General features: G+C 37.6%; 19 protein-coding genes. 5 read left to right on the forward strand and 14 right to left on the reverse strand.

Features of this window, described 5'->3' with window-relative positions:
- Positions 1–289: hypothetical protein (locus AW17_RS24470; protein WP_036669934.1), on the forward strand; the 289-nt coding region annotated here is incomplete at its 5' end.
- A gap of 265 nt (positions 290–554) precedes the next feature.
- Here AW17_RS24470 and AW17_RS13810 read toward each other — a convergent pair.
- The 6 genes from AW17_RS13810 to rsmI form a co-directional block, all read right to left on the reverse strand.
- Entirely contained in the window at positions 555–971 is a 417-nt protein-coding gene (locus AW17_RS13810; protein WP_029277351.1) for an OsmC family protein, read from the reverse strand.
- Positions 972–1,158: 187 nt separating this feature from the next.
- Positions 1,159–1,908, reverse strand: a complete 750-nt coding sequence (locus AW17_RS13815; protein ID WP_029277352.1) for a M57 family metalloprotease — start codon at positions 1,906–1,908, stop codon at positions 1,159–1,161.
- Positions 1,909–2,049: 141 nt separating this feature from the next.
- The gene (gene lspA / locus AW17_RS13820) at positions 2,050–2,556 is read right to left on the reverse strand and encodes a signal peptidase II (protein ID WP_029277353.1); all 507 of its coding nucleotides are present in this window, start codon (positions 2,554–2,556) and stop codon (positions 2,050–2,052) included.
- A 32-nt stretch (positions 2,557–2,588) separates the two neighbouring features.
- The gene (gene lnt / locus AW17_RS13825) at positions 2,589–4,205 is read right to left on the reverse strand and encodes an apolipoprotein N-acyltransferase (protein WP_029277355.1); all 1,617 of its coding nucleotides are present in this window, start codon (positions 4,203–4,205) and stop codon (positions 2,589–2,591) included.
- 127 nt (positions 4,206–4,332) lie between these two features.
- Positions 4,333–4,986, reverse strand: coding sequence for a PH domain-containing protein (locus AW17_RS13830; RefSeq protein ID WP_029277356.1), 654 nt, complete (start codon positions 4,984–4,986; stop codon positions 4,333–4,335).
- A gap of 38 nt (positions 4,987–5,024) precedes the next feature.
- On the reverse strand, positions 5,025–5,738 hold the full coding sequence (gene rsmI / locus AW17_RS13835; protein WP_029277358.1) for a 16S rRNA (cytidine(1402)-2'-O)-methyltransferase: 714 nt from the start codon (positions 5,736–5,738) through the stop codon (positions 5,025–5,027).
- Positions 5,739–5,854: 116 nt separating this feature from the next.
- Between rsmI and serS the strand changes: the two genes are divergently transcribed.
- The gene (gene serS, locus AW17_RS13840; RefSeq protein WP_029277360.1) at positions 5,855–7,126 is read left to right on the forward strand and encodes a serine--tRNA ligase; all 1,272 of its coding nucleotides are present in this window, start codon (positions 5,855–5,857) and stop codon (positions 7,124–7,126) included.
- Between the two features lie 191 nt (positions 7,127–7,317).
- On the opposite strand, the gene AW17_RS13845 is transcribed toward serS, so the two are convergent.
- The gene (locus tag AW17_RS13845) at positions 7,318–7,632 is read right to left on the reverse strand and encodes a seryl-tRNA synthetase (RefSeq protein WP_029277363.1); all 315 of its coding nucleotides are present in this window, start codon (positions 7,630–7,632) and stop codon (positions 7,318–7,320) included.
- A gap of 97 nt (positions 7,633–7,729) precedes the next feature.
- Complete coding sequence (locus AW17_RS13850) at positions 7,730–8,416, reverse strand: SIMPL domain-containing protein (protein WP_029277365.1); 687 nt, start codon at positions 8,414–8,416, stop codon at positions 7,730–7,732.
- Positions 8,417–8,638: 222 nt separating this feature from the next.
- On the opposite strand from AW17_RS13850, the gene AW17_RS13855 reads away from it, so the two are divergent.
- A complete protein-coding gene (locus tag AW17_RS13855; protein WP_029277367.1) occupies positions 8,639–9,226 on the forward strand; it encodes a Fic/DOC family protein in 588 nt (195 codons plus the stop codon).
- On the opposite strand, the gene AW17_RS24215 is transcribed toward AW17_RS13855, so the two are convergent.
- The 4 genes from AW17_RS24215 to fabV all read right to left on the reverse strand — a co-directional run bounded on the left by AW17_RS24215 (position 9,210) and on the right by fabV (position 12,276).
- A complete protein-coding gene (locus AW17_RS24215) occupies positions 9,210–9,368 on the reverse strand; it encodes a hypothetical protein (protein ID WP_157280306.1) in 159 nt (52 codons plus the stop codon). The genes AW17_RS13855 and AW17_RS24215 overlap by 17 nt on opposite strands.
- 166 nt (positions 9,369–9,534) lie before the next feature.
- Entirely contained in the window at positions 9,535–9,987 is a 453-nt protein-coding gene (locus tag AW17_RS13860; protein WP_029277369.1) for a cold-shock protein, read from the reverse strand.
- A gap of 459 nt (positions 9,988–10,446) precedes the next feature.
- A complete protein-coding gene (locus tag AW17_RS13865) occupies positions 10,447–10,986 on the reverse strand; it encodes a GNAT family N-acetyltransferase (RefSeq protein WP_029277371.1) in 540 nt (179 codons plus the stop codon).
- Positions 10,987–11,082: 96 nt separating this feature from the next.
- Positions 11,083–12,276, reverse strand: coding sequence for an enoyl-ACP reductase FabV (gene fabV, locus AW17_RS13870; protein WP_029277372.1), 1,194 nt, complete (start codon positions 12,274–12,276; stop codon positions 11,083–11,085).
- Positions 12,277–12,673: 397 nt separating this feature from the next.
- On the opposite strand from fabV, the gene AW17_RS13875 reads away from it, so the two are divergent.
- Both AW17_RS13875 and AW17_RS13880 read left to right on the forward strand, forming a co-directional pair.
- The gene (locus tag AW17_RS13875) at positions 12,674–13,384 is read left to right on the forward strand and encodes a DUF2490 domain-containing protein (RefSeq protein WP_029277373.1); all 711 of its coding nucleotides are present in this window, start codon (positions 12,674–12,676) and stop codon (positions 13,382–13,384) included.
- An 85-nt stretch (positions 13,385–13,469) separates the two neighbouring features.
- Positions 13,470–14,360, forward strand: a complete 891-nt coding sequence (locus AW17_RS13880; protein ID WP_029277375.1) for a hypothetical protein — start codon at positions 13,470–13,472, stop codon at positions 14,358–14,360.
- Positions 14,361–14,526: 166 nt separating this feature from the next.
- Here the strand turns inward: AW17_RS13880 and AW17_RS13885 are convergent, their stop codons facing one another.
- Together AW17_RS13885 and AW17_RS13890 are read right to left on the reverse strand one after the other, a co-directional pair.
- Positions 14,527–15,315, reverse strand: a complete 789-nt coding sequence (locus tag AW17_RS13885) for an aminoglycoside 6-adenylyltransferase (protein ID WP_029277377.1) — start codon at positions 15,313–15,315, stop codon at positions 14,527–14,529.
- A 138-nt stretch (positions 15,316–15,453) separates the two neighbouring features.
- Complete coding sequence (locus tag AW17_RS13890; RefSeq protein WP_029277379.1) at positions 15,454–15,900, reverse strand: DinB family protein; 447 nt, start codon at positions 15,898–15,900, stop codon at positions 15,454–15,456.
- Positions 15,901–15,911: the final 11 nt, after the last annotated feature.

Consider the following 15,911-nt stretch of genomic DNA (forward strand, 5'->3'; position numbering starts at 1 on the left):
GATTTTGTGTTTCCGCCCAACTAGGCCGCACCACGGTATCCCCGTTCTACTTAAACCCGGCCTAACAAATTTTTCGGGCCGCACTCATCAAGCCAACCCACTAGCTTCGAAAGAAAAATTTTCAGCCGGCATTTTTTGTTTTTTCATGGGCTTTTATGTTTTCAACGGCATTCAAGCTAGCTATGCTGGTCTTTTTGATGCCAAAAAGAAAGAGCCCTTTGGCGGCGGCGAGCCGAGGCAAGACAGCGCCTTAGGGCAAAAGAAATCAATTAAACGTCACTCATATTGATTTTACAAAATAAATTACCCTACCATTGACAGATTCCAATAGAATGGTCGTCCTCTCGACTGTAGAAAAAAGAGAGATCTTTGTACCAAGTTATTGAATCAAAGTTAAAAGATTTCTCCTCCAAAGGAGTTCCTTTGGAACACTGCGGTCGAAATGACGATACTTCAAGACCATTCACCTGTTTTATCCATCTGTCATTCATATTGATTTTTGTGAATAAATTACCCCTCGAAATGACGATCTATTACCGATCCACCATCACATTTTACGCTAAAGTCGCATCAACGGTAATCGTTGTGTTTAATAATTTAGAGATCGGGCAGTTTTTTTCTGCATCTGCTACCAGTTCATCAAACTTTTCCTGTGTTAAATTCGGTACAGTTGCGGTTAAAGTTAAATGCGATTCAACAATTTCACCTTTCGATGGATCCAGGTTAATTTCGCACTTGGTTTCCAGTTTATCAGCTACAAATCCAGCTTCAGTTAAGTTAGCAGATAATTTCATGGTGAAACAGCCTGCGTGTGCAGCAGCAATTAACTCTTCAGGATTTGTGCCAACACCCTCTGCAAAACGAGAATTAAAAGAATATTGGGTATTGTTTAAAGTAGTGCTTTGTGTAGTGATGTTACCATTACCTTCTTTAATAGAACCTTGCCATACGGCTGTTGCATTTCTTTTCATGATTGGATTTTATTTTTAGATTGTTTAACCTAAAGATAAAAATATGTTTGTTTAAAGGTGGTAATTCTTTGTTAAGAAATTCCTGTATTAAAATCATTTGCAAATATTATTTCAAAAAAAGAAGCTGCTTCAGAGAAACAGCTTCCATTGCATTACGATCTTTTTAGGTTATTTATCTGATTTTTAATTATAAAGGGTACAATACTGCGGTAGCCTGTTTATCCTTTGCTGATAAAACAGTTGCGCCGCTTCCACATTGCCCGCCGTTCATTAATGATAGCGCATCGGTTCCCCCCACCCCTGGAACATTAATGGTTGTAGATTGGTTGGTGTGTTTAAATGAAATGGTATGCCCAAATTCATGTGTTATGGTTCTTTGTCGCTGTGCAAAAGAATTGTTTTGGATCAGGTTCTGGTTAATCCAAACTGTATTGCCAGCTTTACCGTTAGAAGTTGATAAATAAGCCTGTCCGCATGTAGAACTTCCAATGGTATTGTCTACCTTAATTAGAATGTCATAAATAGTACCTGTTGTAATTACAAATTTGATTTTAGAATTAGGCACCGTATTCCATTGGTTGATTGCAGAATTGATTTCGCTGATCATACCATTTATAGAAGGATCGATTTTAACACGGATATTACTGCTATTGGTTACAATATTTCCATTATAATATTGCTCTGTTATTGGTTTTCCATTATCGGCAGGAACTTCCATGTTTTTGCTAAATACGATATCGCCGTCTACAACGTAATTACCTCCACTTTCTACAATCTGTGCATCTGTAAATCCAAGATTTTTGATGTAAGCAAGAACTTTTTGGTTTTGAACGGTTTCGTTTTCCTGATCTGCTGGTATCTCATTTTTCTTCGAGCACGAGATTACCATTACTGAGAGCAATACAATCAGCATCGTTTTTGTTAATAGGTGTTTCATAGTTTAGGTTTTTGGTTTAGATCGTAATATGCTGCAATTGAGTATTACATGATTAAATATAATACAAAAAATACATATTTGTATTTTTAATACATATTTTTTTGTATTCTTAATTGGTGCTACGAAATCTTGCCTGCTATCCTAATCTACCTCGTGTTTTAGTCTATTACTTCTAATCGACTGGAAAAGCAATATACCTACACCAATCATGATCGAAATATCGGCGAAATTGAAAACACCTGTTTGGAAGAGGTAAAAATCCATATGCATAAAATCGGTAACCGATCCATGTACAATCCGATCATATAGGTTGCCAATTCCACCACCTATCAGAAAACACAAAGCAATTTGCATACTCATTGGTAAATTGCGTTTGGCAAAGAGGAAATATAAGCCATAGCCCAAAAATAGTAATGGCAAGCCTGTTAAAATAATGAGTCTAAAAATATAGGGCATATTATCGCCAAGACTTAAAAATGCACCACTGTTTTCTACTTTGGTTAAGGTAAAACGGTCTTTTATAATGCTGATGTGTTCGTAATCGCTAATCTCGGTACGCACAATTTTTTTAGAAATCTGATCGCAACCAAAATTTAATGTGAGCAGTAATAATAAAACAGACCACCTAAGGCTTTTTAACTGTTGCATGTTTTTATAATTAGAAATTTACTAATGGGATTTTATTTCTTTACCCATTTTCTATAAGGAATAATCAAGGCTAAGATAACGGCTAAAGCACTCAATATTTTTGCAATAATATCACCGCTTTTTACATAAAAGGTAATCTCGTCGTTTAGGTTGATGTTGGCTTTTATTGCAGTTCTTGTCCACCATTCTGTGCTTTGTGTAATATCGCCACGTTGATTAATGAAACAGGATATACCCGTATTTGCAGAACGGGCCACATCACGATGGGTTTCAATTGCCCTGAGTTTGGCGTACATTTCGTGTTGATCTTTGCCGGAAGTATTTCCCCACCAAGCATCGTTGGTTATCACTGCAATAAATTGAGCACCATCTTTAACCGATTGGCCAATCCAATCGCCCCAAAGACTTTCGTAGCAGATTACCGGTGCAACTCCGATTCCACTTTGTGCATAAAGCACATCAGGTTTTTCTTGCCAGCCCCATCCACCAACAGCTCCGCCCAGTTGCGCGAAAACCCCATCTAAAAAGGAAAATACTTTCGGAAACGGCATTTTTTCTACCCCAGGTACCAGCTTGGATTTATGGTAAAAGCGAACGTCGGCGGAATTTTCGATCTGCATGGCCGTATTGAAATGATCAACGTAAAGGTTTGCCTGTTGGTCGTACTGTGCAGAAAGTGTTTTTTTGTCGGGATAGATTTTAATGCTTTCTATTCCGGTGATCAGTGTGCCGTTTTTATATTTACTGATAAAGTTGTGTAGGGTACTAAAGGTTGTCGTTTCGCGGATCCGATCTTCGTTGTCGTAACTTGGTATAGCCGTTTCCGGCCAGATAAAATATTCGGTGTTGGTTTGCCCGATCGAATCGGATAAATGTGTTAAGATTTTAACCTGCTCCAAAGATGGGATATTCTCCAGCTTTTGATAAGGATCTATATTGGGCTGAACCACCACCACATTACTAGGTGTACCTTTTTGCTCAGCTGTAAAGTATTTGGTTAATGAAATGCTAATGGGAATAATTACCACCAAAGCCCAGATTCCTGCGGTTCTAAACCTTAAATAACCAGTTTGTGATTTAAATTTCTTGTAAGCTTCAAAAGCTAGGATATTGCTCACTAAAATCCACAGTGAACCTCCGTAAACACCCGTATAATCATACCATTGCGCCAGCTGATGCATTCCTGCTAAACCATTACCTAAAGTCATCCAAGGGAAAGCTAAATCCCAGGTTTGCTGTAAATATTCTAAAGCGATATAAAAGGCAATTAACCCAAGGTACGCGATCTTTTTATTTACATATTTGCCCAAACGATAGTATAGCCAAAAAGCAAAAGTCATTAAAAGTGCACCTAAGCCATAAGGAATTAAAGAAACAGGTAAAGCTACTGCCGTACCATTATAAGCACTTATCGCATTGTACACCCAATAAATTGATGCTGTGTTCCAAACTAGAAAAGTCAAGCCTGCAGTCAAGAAAATTCTTTTTCCCTGCTTTTTTTCAGCATTGTCTGAAATGGAATTGAGCGCAATGAACAAAGGCACCAGGCCGATCAACAATAAAGGTGTGGTAAAAGGCATTGGTGGCCAGGCTAGCCATAGTAAAAATGCACTTAAGAGGGCGAGGAGGTAAGTTTGTTTAGATTTCATATAAGATTACTTGTCATTCTGACGCAGGAAGAATCTCTATGCGACAGAAAACTGACCTTGTTTTTGTTAACGTAAGTGCAGTACGGTTGTGTAAGATGCTTCGTGCCTCAGCATGACAGGGGTTTACTTACAAACTATCTAAAATATTTGCTTTTTTAGCTTCATATTCTTCCTGAGTAATCAGGTGTTTATCGTACAAAGTTTTAAGCTTGCGTAATTTTAATGTGGTTTCATCTTCTGGCTCTTCTACAACTTCAGCGATCTGAATAACGGGTTGTACTGGCTCAGGAGTTGGTTCGTAAGCAGGGATTTCGGTAAGAGGCTGAGCATTTAAATTAATGGGAGACGCCGTTGCACGGTTTTCTTCCAGTTTTTGCTGACGGAGCATTTCCTTATACTCATCCAATTGCTGGTTCGCAGCCTGATGTAATTTACGCGCCTGTACTTTTGGAATAAATTCGGTTACGATGTTTTCACCATGTTGTGGTACACAGATAAATTTAGAACCAAAAAATTCTTCCTTAAACGAAACCTCTTTAATGCTTTTCCATGAAATATCTTTAAAGTTCATGGTTAAGCCTAAATTACCTGGCTCGCAATAAAAAATACGTTTATTCGAAATTGCAATACTATCTGGTAACAAGTTTACCGCAGGTTTTTTCTGTACAGCTAAATATAAAAGTTCTTCGCCCGTAGTTAAAAGGTCGTTTAATTTTCCAATAACTTTTTCAACCGCTTTTGGGTCTTGTTCGTCACTCAGAAATCTATCTATGCTAATCATAATATTTTTAAATTGTTGTGTTGGTTACGTTTTTGATGCTATTCTTCCGCATCTTCATATTTGTTTTTGCTTTTAATATTGGGTTTTCCCGCTATGCAAATTACAAATTCTCCCTTTAAAGTATTGTTTTCAAAATGTGATTTTATTTCCACCAAAGTTCCGCGAACCGTTTCTTCGAACATCTTGGTGAGTTCTCTACTTACCGAAGCTTGTCTATCGGCACCCAAATACTGTGCAAACTCCTCTAAAGTTTTTAATAAACGGTGTGGACTTTCATAAAGTATAATGGTGCGGTCTTCTTCTGCCAATTTTTTAAACTTTGTTTGTCTGCCTTTTTTAACCGGCAAAAAGCCTTCAAAACAAAATGCATCTGCAGGTAGGCCTGAGTTAACCAAAGCGGGCACAAAAGCTGTTGCCCCAGGTAGGCACTCTACAGCAATATCGTTTTTAATGGCTTCGCGTACTAGGAAAAAACCAGGATCGGAAATAGCAGGTGTTCCGGCGTCAGATATCAGGGCAATTTTTTGTCCTTCGTTTAAAAACTTGATAATCTCTGAAGTTGCCTTATGTTCATTGTGCTGGTGGTGCGAGAAAACTCTTTTATCGATGCCAAAATGTTTAAGCATTGGAGCACTGGTACGGGTATCTTCAGCGAGGATTAAATCGCATTCTTTTAATATACGGATTGCCCTAAAGGTCATATCCTCCAAATTGCCTATGGGCGTTGGTACGAGAAATAGTTTGCCATCCATATTTTTCTGTGTCCGTCATTGCGAGGAGGAATGATGAAGCAATCTTTTTGTTGAGAGATTGCCGCAAGCGTTCGCAATGACGACTTAATTATTATCTTTGCTTAAAAAATTAAATAATGCTGCAAGTTAACTATATCCGCGAAAATAGAGAGAAAGTTTTAGAACGTTTAAGTATCCGTAATTTTAAACAGCCAGAACTGGTAGATGAAATCATTAAAATTGATGAAGACCGCCGTTCTACACAAACTTCCCTGGATAGTATTTCTGCTGAAGCGAATGCAGCTGCCAAACAAATTGGCGATTTAATGCGTACTGGCAAAAAAGAAGAAGCCGAGGCAATCAAAGCACAAACGGCTTCTCATAAAGAAAATATTAAAAATCTGAGCGATAAATTAAATGAGCTGGAAGCTACCCAGCATAATTTAATTGTTCAGTTGCCAAATTTACCATACCATTTGGTAAAACAAGGATCTACGGCAGAAGAAAACGAGGTTGTTCTAACACATGGAGCGCCTGCTAAGTTACCTAACAAGGCTTTGCCGCACTGGGAATTGGCTGCGAAATATGATATTATCGATTTCGAATTGGGTGTGAAAATTACTGGTGCAGGTTTTCCGGTTTATAAAGGAAAAGGTGCAAAGTTGCAACGGGCTTTGATTAATTTCTTTTTAGATCATGCTACTGAAGCAGGTTATAAAGAAATGCAGGTACCTCATTTGGTTAATGCGGCCTCGGGTTTTGGCACCGGACAGTTACCAGACAAAGAAGGACAGATGTATCATTCAACTGTTGATGATTTATATTTAATTCCAACAGCCGAAGTTCCGGTAACCAATTTATACCGTGATGTAATTGTTAAGGAAGAAGATCTTCCAATTAAAAATACCGCTTATACGCCTTGTTTCCGTAGAGAAGCGGGCTCATATGGTGCACATGTACGTGGTTTAAACCGCTTACACCAGTTTGATAAGGTTGAAGTAGTGCAGATTACACATCCTGATAAATCTTATGAAACCCTGGAAGATATGAGCCAGTATGTTCAGTCTTTATTAAAGGAGCTGGGATTACATTACCGCGTGTTGCGTTTATGCGGTGGCGATATGGGCTTTACTTCTGCCATGACTTATGATATGGAGGTTTGGAGTGCCGCCCAGGAGCGCTGGTTAGAAGTTTCTTCTGTATCAAATTTCGAAACTTATCAAAGTAACCGTTTAAAATTACGCTTTAAAGGAAAAGAAGGGAAGGCACAACTGGCTCACTCATTAAACGGAAGCGCATTGGCATTACCACGTATTGTGGCTTCTATTTTAGAAAACTACCAAACCGAAGACGGGATTAAAATTCCGGAGGCTTTAGTGAAATATACCGGTTTTGATATTATAGATTAGTCAGGGAAACTAATGAAGTTTCAATGGGCTTGTGCGCAGTGAACTTCGTTAGTTTTGCTCAGGCCACGTGGAGACATGCGAAGTTCTCTTTCGCGCAAGGCCGAGTAAACTTCGCAAGACGGGCATAAAAAAAGCTTTGCATTGCTGCAAAGCTTTTTGTTTTTATATAGATAGATGTAATGCTGTATTGATTATAAAATCAAGATCAACAATAAAATGATGATAATGATTGCACCAACTGAAAGATAAACACCTCCAGAAACTGCGCGGGCCTGGCCTTTTAATTCTCTTAACTCGCTACGTAAAGCTTTACGTTCTGCTCTTGTTAAGTTCGATTTGTCCATGTCTCTGATCTCTTCAACACGGGTTTTAATTCTTTCCAGTTTCACTGCTTGTTCGGCAGTTAATTCTGTTGGGTTTTTCGCAGGTTTATCAGCTGCCTGAGCTGAATTAAAACTAATGCCTAAAGAGAAAACCAGGGCTAACGTGTAGATGAATTTTTTCATAATATCTAATTTTTTAGTGTTCAACCACTATGTAACAAAAAACCTACCAAAATGTTCTGGTAGGTTTTAAAAAGCATTGTTTTAACGGTTAAAAATCTTATTTAATCTCGAAAATGGCGTTTACCGTAAAATTCAGCTTAATTTTTTTGAAATCAATTTCAGGAGCGCCAGCGGCATCAGCCATTTCAGCTTTCATCGCGTAATTTCTATAAACAGGTTGTATTACATTGTCTCCACCATCTTGTATCTCAATTACACCACCTAATTTATCGCCTAAGGCCTCAACCATATAAGCCGCTTTGTCTTTCGCTGCCAATAAAGCTTTAATTTTAAGTTCTTTTTTTAAGGTTTCAATTTTAGAATAATCGTAGCTTTCAATATTTGTATTGGCAATTCCTTTGGCATCTATCGACTCTAATATTGCATTAAACTTGTTTAGATCGCTAACTTTTAAGCGGTATTGTTTGCTGGCTAAGAAATCAGGGTTTTTCTTTTTTTCTGTAGCATAGTTCCAGCTGCTTAAATTGCTGATGGTTAAATTTTCTTTTGCAATGCCGGCTTTTTGTACCGCGGCATACAATTGTTTCTCTAACTCGGTAATGTCTACTTTTTTCTTTCCGTTTAAGTATTCTTTAAGTGAAATACCGATATAAATAATATCTGGTGTTACTTCTGTTTCTGCGGTTCCGCTAACATTGATTTTTCTGCGTAAATCTACTTGCTGAGCCATCGCTGATGATAATCCTAAAAATGCAACCAGTGCAAGTGCTATTAACTTTTTCATATATATATCTTTGTGTGTACTGTAATGATGTAAACCGTGCACAAATTCCACACCGAGATTATCATTTTTTTTATTTTTTTATGTGAGAATACTTAATAAATGCAGATAATGAAGTAGTTAGATCGATTGTGAGGGGGATTTAATAGTCGGTTAGGAACGATGTTGAACTATAATGATGAGATGAGACCTTTTAGTGTACAATATTTTTATTTAAATTGAATCATGAAGTATCAGATTCCCAATAGTCAAGATGAAATATTACCGAATAAATTAGGTTTAACTAATTTGTCGGATATTAACTTGGCAGAATTTGAAGGTTTTTTAAAAGCTGAAATTATGCTGTCTGAAGCATTAACGACGAGGACAAAGTTTAATATTTCTTATATTCTTAAAATCCACAAATTAGCTTTGTCGCAATTATATAATTTTGCTGGCAAGTTGAGGGATGTAAATATTTCAAAAGGAGGTTTCCCATTTGCAGCAGCTAGATTTCTAGGCGATAATATGCAGCATTTTGAGCTCGAAATTTTAAATAAGCTACCAAAAATATATACAGACAAGCAAGAATTAATAGCAGATATAGCTAGAGTGCACGCCGAGTTATTGTTAATTCATCCATTTAGAGAAGGGAATGGCAGAACCGCAAGGATTCTAGCAAATTTAATGAGCAGGAAGGCAGGTTATGGTTCTCTTAAATTCGAAAGGATTGGGGGTGCTGAATTTGAAAATTATATACTAGTAATACAAGCAGCCACCGATAATGAATACACGTTGATGGAGAAATTTATAACACTTATTTTTCCAGACTAAATTCAATTTTTTTCAAAACGGAAACAGCTAATTCGTAAGGAATAGAAATCCCCTCAATTTTAAATGAAGCAAGCGTAGATTCCATGATCTGTGCTCTCAATAAACTAGCTTTCTTTTGCTTTTCATCTTGCTTGATTTTCATATTCAAATATACTCAAAATGAATGGATGAAGAAAATTATGCGCAAGGTTTTATGCTTAAATAGACGGAATTATAAATGGTTATAAAACCTAGCGCAGCAGAGTTTTCTGCAGAATTTTAATCATGTTTTGCAATTAGAAATTGCAAAAAGAATTGAATTGTGGTTGTTAAACCTTTGATACTTTAACAGCAGTTGGTCCTTTTTGACCCATTTCTACTTCGAACGTAACTTTATCACCTTCTTTAATCTGGGTGATTAAACCGTTTGCGTGAACAAAAATACTGTCTTGTGTTTCAGTGTTTTTAATAAAACCGTAACCTTTACTGTCGTTAAAGAAAGTAACTGTTCCTTTTTTAACAGGATTTTCATCGATGATGTCCTCTTGTCTTGAAATACCGATCTGAATATCTTCTGTATTAATTACTTTCTTTTTCTTCGGATCTGGTGGAGTAGAAGAGATGTTTCCGTTTTCATCAACATAAGCCATCATATCTTCAAGCGCTAAACCTTTTTTTGCATTAGCCTGGCGCTCTTCTTTTTTCTCTTGTTTGTCTTTTTGTTTTTTTAATCGTTTTTTTTCGTTCTCTTTTTTACTGTATGTTGCCTGAGATTTAGCCATATTTTATTTAATTGTTTTGTTTTGAAAGGTGAGTGGAATGGAGAATTATACAAAGATAACAATACTAAAGCATAAACACGATTTTATTCGGTTATGCTCTTGTCATTTGGGAATGTATAGTATAAAGAAATTTGCCACGGAAGCACAGATTTACACAGAATTAAGATCTATTCCTTAGTGTTGTGTATCTTTTGAGGCAATTGTCTTTTCTTTTTACCACAGATGGAGAGGATGAACACGGATAAGGAGGATATAGTATCTGTGTTGATCTGTGAAAATCAGTGGTTAAAACCTGCTATTAATTAGCTGCTTATGCATTGCAGTTGCAAATCTCAGTCATCCTGGTTATTCCAAAGGAATCACTTTGTGACAAACGAGGACGATTGAATGTTTATACCTTTTCCGTGGTTTCAGTGTTTCCGCGGCAGACTCTTTTTGTAAAAATTAGTGGTTAAAGCTTTAAGATGCTTTATTAACCCACTTATCTTTATCAATCTGATAAACAAAATTCCATTTTAAGGGCTCACCATAATAGGCTACTTCTAATTCGGCGATTTTAACGGCGCCTAATTTTTCTGTCGCTTTTTGTGAACGGAAATTAGTAGCACCAATATGTAAGATTACTTTATCCACAAATTGAAAAGCATAATCAAACATTAAAGTTTTTAAAGCCTTATTATGCCCCTTGCCCCAAAATTCGCGGGCAATAAAAGTATAGCCAACGGCAACTGAATGATTTGTTTCATCCAATTCGTAGTACCTGGAACTGCCCACAACTTTGTTGCTTTCTTTTTCATAAACAATAAAAGCACCCTCCGATTCTATTGCACCTTTAAAGAAATTTTCGAAAACCTCTCTTTTATAGCGGTCTTTATTGGGGTGCTGCTCCCAGATCAAAGGATCGGAAGCTACCGCAAAAAGGGCCTCAAAATCCTCTTCTTTTAGAGGAACAACTTTAATTAAATCGTTTGCTAATGTAGGCTGTAAATCGAAATTCATATAGGTTGGGTATAAAAACGGCTGGCTATAGGGCCAGCCGTTTTTAATTTATTGTTTAAGACCCTGAAACAAGTTCAGGGTGACGCATCTGAGTAGTTAGTTTACTAAACCTTCAATTTCTACTACTTCCTGGGCATCTTTTTGATAATCAACCTTATCAATTTCGAAACCAAATAAGCTTAAGAAATCAGATCTGTAACCTGGTAGATCACCTATTGCCGGTAAAGTTTCGGTTGTTGCTTCTTTCCAAAGTTCTGCAACTTTAGCCTGGATATCTTCACGCATTTCCCAATCGTCGATTCTGATTCTTCCTTTCTCATCAACAGGAATAGGGCTTCCGGTATATAAGCGTTCTGCATATAAACGTTGGATCTGCTCAATTGTACCCTCGTGGATACCTTCTGCTTTCATTACTTTGTACAGCAATGAAATATATAACGGGATTACCGGAATAGCAGAGCTTGCCTGTGTTACCAATGCTTTATTAACCGATACATAAGCTTTTCCATCAATATCTTTCAATTTATCACTGATTTTAAAAGCGGTTGCTTCTAAATCATCTTTAGCTCTGCCAATGGTTCCTTTGCGGTATACTGGCTCAGTTAAAGCAGGGCCGATATACGAATAAGCTACTGTTGTTGCACCATTAGCAAGCAGGTTTTCTGCTTTTAGCGCATCAACCCACATCGCCCAATCTTCGCCACCCATTACCGCAACGGTATTGGCAATATCTTCTTCGGTAGCGGGCTCGATAGAAATTTCGGTCACATTACCAGTATGGAAATCGACGGTTTTATTGGTATAAGTTCCACCGATAGGTTTTAATGTAGAGCGGTGAAGCACTTCTGTATCAGGATGTTTCCTAACTGGCGATGCCAGGCTATAAATGATTAAATCAACCTGACCCAGATCAGCCTTGATCAATTCAATTGTTTTTTCTTTAATTTCTTTAGAAAATGCATCGCCATTAATGCTTTTTGCATATAAACCGGCAGCATGGGCTTCTTTTTCAAAAGCTGCACTATTGTACCAGCCTGGTGATGCAGTTTTGCCTTCAGAAGGTGCTTTTTCGAAAAATACGCCAATTGTAGAAGCGTCAGAACCATAAGCAGCAGCAATACGCGAAGCTAAACCGAAACCGGTTGATGCGCCAATTACCAATACTTTTTTAGGACCATCTATAGCTCCTTTAGATTTTACATATTCAATTTGATTCTTTACGTTTTGTGCGCAACCATCAGGGTGTGCGGTTAAACAGATAAAGCCCCTCATTCTAGGTTCGATAATCATTTTTGTTCTATTTTACGTTTTGTAATGTTAAAATGAGCGCAATTTTTAAGGGTATTGAAAATACCGTAATGCCCAAATCTTTAACGAAGATAAATTTTTAATCGCTTAACGTTAAATGAAATTTAAATAATGAACGTATTTAACCGCAAAGAGCGCAAAGTGTTTCGCAAAGAAACGCAAAAGCATTGTTGTATTTTTTATCACAGAGGTTATGGGTTTTACACAACAGGTTTTGGTGTTTGACCACGAAGGCACTAAGAACACAAAGTAGGGGGCATAGTGATAGGCAATTTGAACATCGGACTCCGGACTTCCGACTTTCGGACTAAATTTACCCTTCTTTCGCATATTTCTTTTATTTTAGCGGCACACAGATAAAACCGGTTTATCTCTTCTTATGAAAAAAATAGTATTGTCTGCCGTGGTGCTCATCATCATCATGGCTTCTGGAAAGCTCTATGCACAAACCCAACATCAAAATTCGGGTTGGTTTATGTTTTTAAATAACACCAAATTTAATGATAAATGGGGGCTTCAGTTCGATGTTCAACTGCGTTCGGCTGATGATTGGGGTTATTTGAGAAATACTTTGGTGCGCCCAGCTTTACAATATTTCATTAACAATAAGCACAACGTAGCATTAGGATATTTATGGCAAACAACGCAATCACAATCGCTGGTTGCTGGTAATTCATTTGCACATGAACACCGCATTTTTGAACAGTATATTTATAGTCATAAAATAAAATCAGTTTTTGCCAGTCACAGGTTGAGGCTAGAACAACGTTTCATCGGTCGTAGTGGTGAAGATGTGTTTTCACAACGCTTCCGTTATTTCGTGAGGTTGATCCAGCCGCTGCAAAAAACTCAACCAACGTTTACAAAAGGGCCATTTGTGGCTTTGCAGAACGAAGTATTTTTGAATATTCAGAATAAGGATAAAATTAACAATAGTGTTTTCGACCAGAACAGGTTATATCTCGCTGCAGGTTATCGTTTTTCGAAGCAGTTTGATCTGGAAGCTGGGTATATGAACCAAATTACAAATGGAATTTCGAACAATACGGTTAATAATATTATTCAGTTGGCCGTTTACACCAGGTTTTAATGTTTTAAAGTCATTTTTTGTACAGCAACTCTTACAAAATGTTAAAGCTGTTGTAATTGACTAGTCTTTTTGCTCAATTTGCCGCGTGAAAAAAATTACCATTCTATTTTTAGCACTCTTGTTTGGCAAGCGAATGCAAGCACAAGAGATTAAAGCCTCTTCAAGCAGTAATACACCTACTTCTAAAAGTTTATTCAACCCTGAGCATAAAAGGAATTTTTCCCGTAAAGGTGATTTCTATTTTCACTGGGGATACAATAGCTCATGGTATGGCAAAAGCGATATCAGGTTTCAAGGGCCTAACTACGATTTTACCTTGAAAGATGTTGTTGCACATGATAGACAATCGAAATTGAACTGGGCTTATTTAAATCCCGGACTTATCACCGTACCACAATACAATATCCGTGCAGGTTATTTTATCAAAGATAACTACAGTATCTCAATCGGTTGGGACCACATGAAATATGTAATGGACATCCCACAAACAGTGGCGATTACTGGTCACATCGGGCCAAATATTTCTCCAACCAATACACCTACAGGTAATTTGGCAGGCGATTATAACGGACAAAGCATCAATGTTAAAGAGAGCATGTTAACCTACGAGCATACTGATGGTTTTAATTATGCAAATATCGAAATTGAGCGTTATGATGATATTTGGGTGGCTCCGGGCGGCAATACTTCCTTAACCTTAGAAACTGGTTTAGGTGGTGGCATGATGGTTCCGCGTTCAGATGTACGTTTGTTCGGACAGGGCAGAAATAACCACTTCAGTATTTCGGGTTACGGTGTTTCTGCAAAAGTTGGACTTAAGTTTTATGTGTGGAAAAACGTTTACCTACAAAATACCACTAAATTCGGCGCTACCAATTTAACTAATGTGCATACCACTGGCTGGGATGAGTACGACAAGGCTAGTCAGAAGATTAACTACATCGAAAATATGTGGCTGATCGGGGTTCAGTTTTAAAAGATATGGAAGGAGGCTCAAGCCTCCTTTTTTGTTTTAGGTGTGATCTTGGAGTTAGTGCACTACAGTTGTCCAGCAGATTAAAAAGATCAACGCAGAATATTGTTTTTGGCTTATTGATTAAAAATAGCCACGGAAACACGGAGAATGTTATATATCTAATTTTTCATTCTGAGCGGCTGTGTTTTATTTTGGCTAAATACTGCATTACAGCATCTTCTGCCTTTTTGTTCTGTTTGATGTTTTCAGTATAAAGATCACCTCTCAGGTTTCTATAAAGCGTTATCGCATTTTCTAACGCAGTAATTAAAGATGTTTTATTGTATTCGGCAACGGTACCTTTAAGTAAGCTAAAATCTTCGGCAGGAAGCTGCGATTCTACTTTACGCACACCTCGTGGTAGGTTGTTGTTTTTGATGTGCAGTAGAGGACCAAACACTATCATTCTTAAAAAGCCGAAGAAATCTAAGGCTTCCAGATACTCACCTCTGCCGATTTTTAAAAGGGCATAATGCATCCATGTCCAATAGCGGTCTTCAATCCATTGGTAATCGGGGTATGGGAATTTAGCTTCAGTTTGATCAAGAATTTGCTGTAATTGATTGTCTCTGTCGATTAATAGCATAGGGTTTTCTACTCTTGAAGCAAATTCATCCAGGCTTAAAAACTTAATGTCAACATGGAGCAATGGCTTGTCGTAAAGGCAGATCAATACGCGTGGCTCGCTAACATGTTCTCCTGTAAATGCAGAAATCATATCACCAAGGCGGCTGGCATATTGCAGCATTTTCGATTTATCTGTTGATCGTTTTTCTTTGGTAACCAAAATGAGGTCGAGGTCTGAAAATTCGTCCATTTCATTGCTGAGCCAGGAGCCACCCACGGCTAAGCCGAGAACAGATTCATCGCCTTCTAATATTTTGGTTGCGTTTTGGGCAAAGAGTTGTTGTATCATGGGTAATTTTGATCTATGTATTGCATTTTCTTAATAGATTGCTTTGTTGGCTGAAAAAGCCGCCTCGCAATGATGATCTAGCGTAGATCGCTTTACGCTGGACGCACAACGGTTGGCTTCTATTTATAATGAAGACAATTATACATCCAATAACCTTCGGTGGTAATTGATCTGCCCTAAATGATAGGCTAAATGCGTGGTAAGGTGAACCAGGAAGAATTCGGTTGATGTTTTCTTCTGAAATACCAATGTTGGGTATTCGCTATTGAGCTGTTCTTCTGTTATTTTATCCAGCGTTTCGTTAACCACGGTTAGGGTTGCTTCTATCATGTTGATAAGCTGCTGCTTAGGGATGTCTTTTAACGAAAACTCCAATTCGCGGTTTCGGATGTAATTGCTGCCACCCAAAGTTGCACCGATGTAAGTGTTGAGGTTGCCGATTAAATGTAGACAAAGGTTCCCTGCGGAATTTGCAATCTCCTTATCTATAATCCATAAGTTCGCTCCGTTTTTATACGAGCTGATTTCGGATTTTAGCTTGTTTAAATCACGGTTGAAAAGTGTTTTTAAGGTTTCGGTAAGCATAAGAAAATTCT

Source organism: Pedobacter borealis DSM 19626 (assembly GCF_000708285.2).
Lineage (GTDB): Bacteria > Bacteroidota > Bacteroidia > Sphingobacteriales > Sphingobacteriaceae > Pedobacter > Pedobacter borealis.

Coding starts and splice junctions, on each gene's coding strand:
- AW17_RS13810 (WP_029277351.1), bottom strand. CDS start 971: ATGAAAAGAAATGCAACAGCCGTATGGCAAGGTTCTATTAAAGAAGGT.
- AW17_RS13815 (WP_029277352.1), bottom strand. CDS start 1,908: ATGAAACACCTATTAACAAAAACGATGCTGATTGTATTGCTCTCAGTA.
- lspA (WP_029277353.1), bottom strand. CDS start 2,556: ATGCAACAGTTAAAAAGCCTTAGGTGGTCTGTTTTATTATTACTGCTC.
- lnt (WP_029277355.1), bottom strand. CDS start 4,205: ATGAAATCTAAACAAACTTACCTCCTCGCCCTCTTAAGTGCATTTTTA.
- AW17_RS13830 (WP_029277356.1), bottom strand. CDS start 4,986: ATGATTAGCATAGATAGATTTCTGAGTGACGAACAAGACCCAAAAGCG.
- rsmI (WP_029277358.1), bottom strand. CDS start 5,738: ATGGATGGCAAACTATTTCTCGTACCAACGCCCATAGGCAATTTGGAG.
- serS (WP_029277360.1), top strand. CDS start 5,855: ATGCTGCAAGTTAACTATATCCGCGAAAATAGAGAGAAAGTTTTAGAA.
- AW17_RS13845 (WP_029277363.1), bottom strand. CDS start 7,632: ATGAAAAAATTCATCTACACGTTAGCCCTGGTTTTCTCTTTAGGCATT.
- AW17_RS13850 (WP_029277365.1), bottom strand. CDS start 8,416: ATGAAAAAGTTAATAGCACTTGCACTGGTTGCATTTTTAGGATTATCA.
- AW17_RS13855 (WP_029277367.1), top strand. CDS start 8,639: ATGAAGTATCAGATTCCCAATAGTCAAGATGAAATATTACCGAATAAA.
- AW17_RS24215 (WP_157280306.1), bottom strand. CDS start 9,368: ATGAAAATCAAGCAAGATGAAAAGCAAAAGAAAGCTAGTTTATTGAGA.
- AW17_RS13860 (WP_029277369.1), bottom strand. CDS start 9,987: ATGGCTAAATCTCAGGCAACATACAGTAAAAAAGAGAACGAAAAAAAA.
- AW17_RS13865 (WP_029277371.1), bottom strand. CDS start 10,986: ATGAATTTCGATTTACAGCCTACATTAGCAAACGATTTAATTAAAGTT.
- fabV (WP_029277372.1), bottom strand. CDS start 12,276: ATGATTATCGAACCTAGAATGAGGGGCTTTATCTGTTTAACCGCACAC.
- AW17_RS13875 (WP_029277373.1), top strand. CDS start 12,674: ATGAAAAAAATAGTATTGTCTGCCGTGGTGCTCATCATCATCATGGCT.
- AW17_RS13885 (WP_029277377.1), bottom strand. CDS start 15,315: ATGATACAACAACTCTTTGCCCAAAACGCAACCAAAATATTAGAAGGC.
- AW17_RS13890 (WP_029277379.1), bottom strand. CDS start 15,900: ATGCTTACCGAAACCTTAAAAACACTTTTCAACCGTGATTTAAACAAG.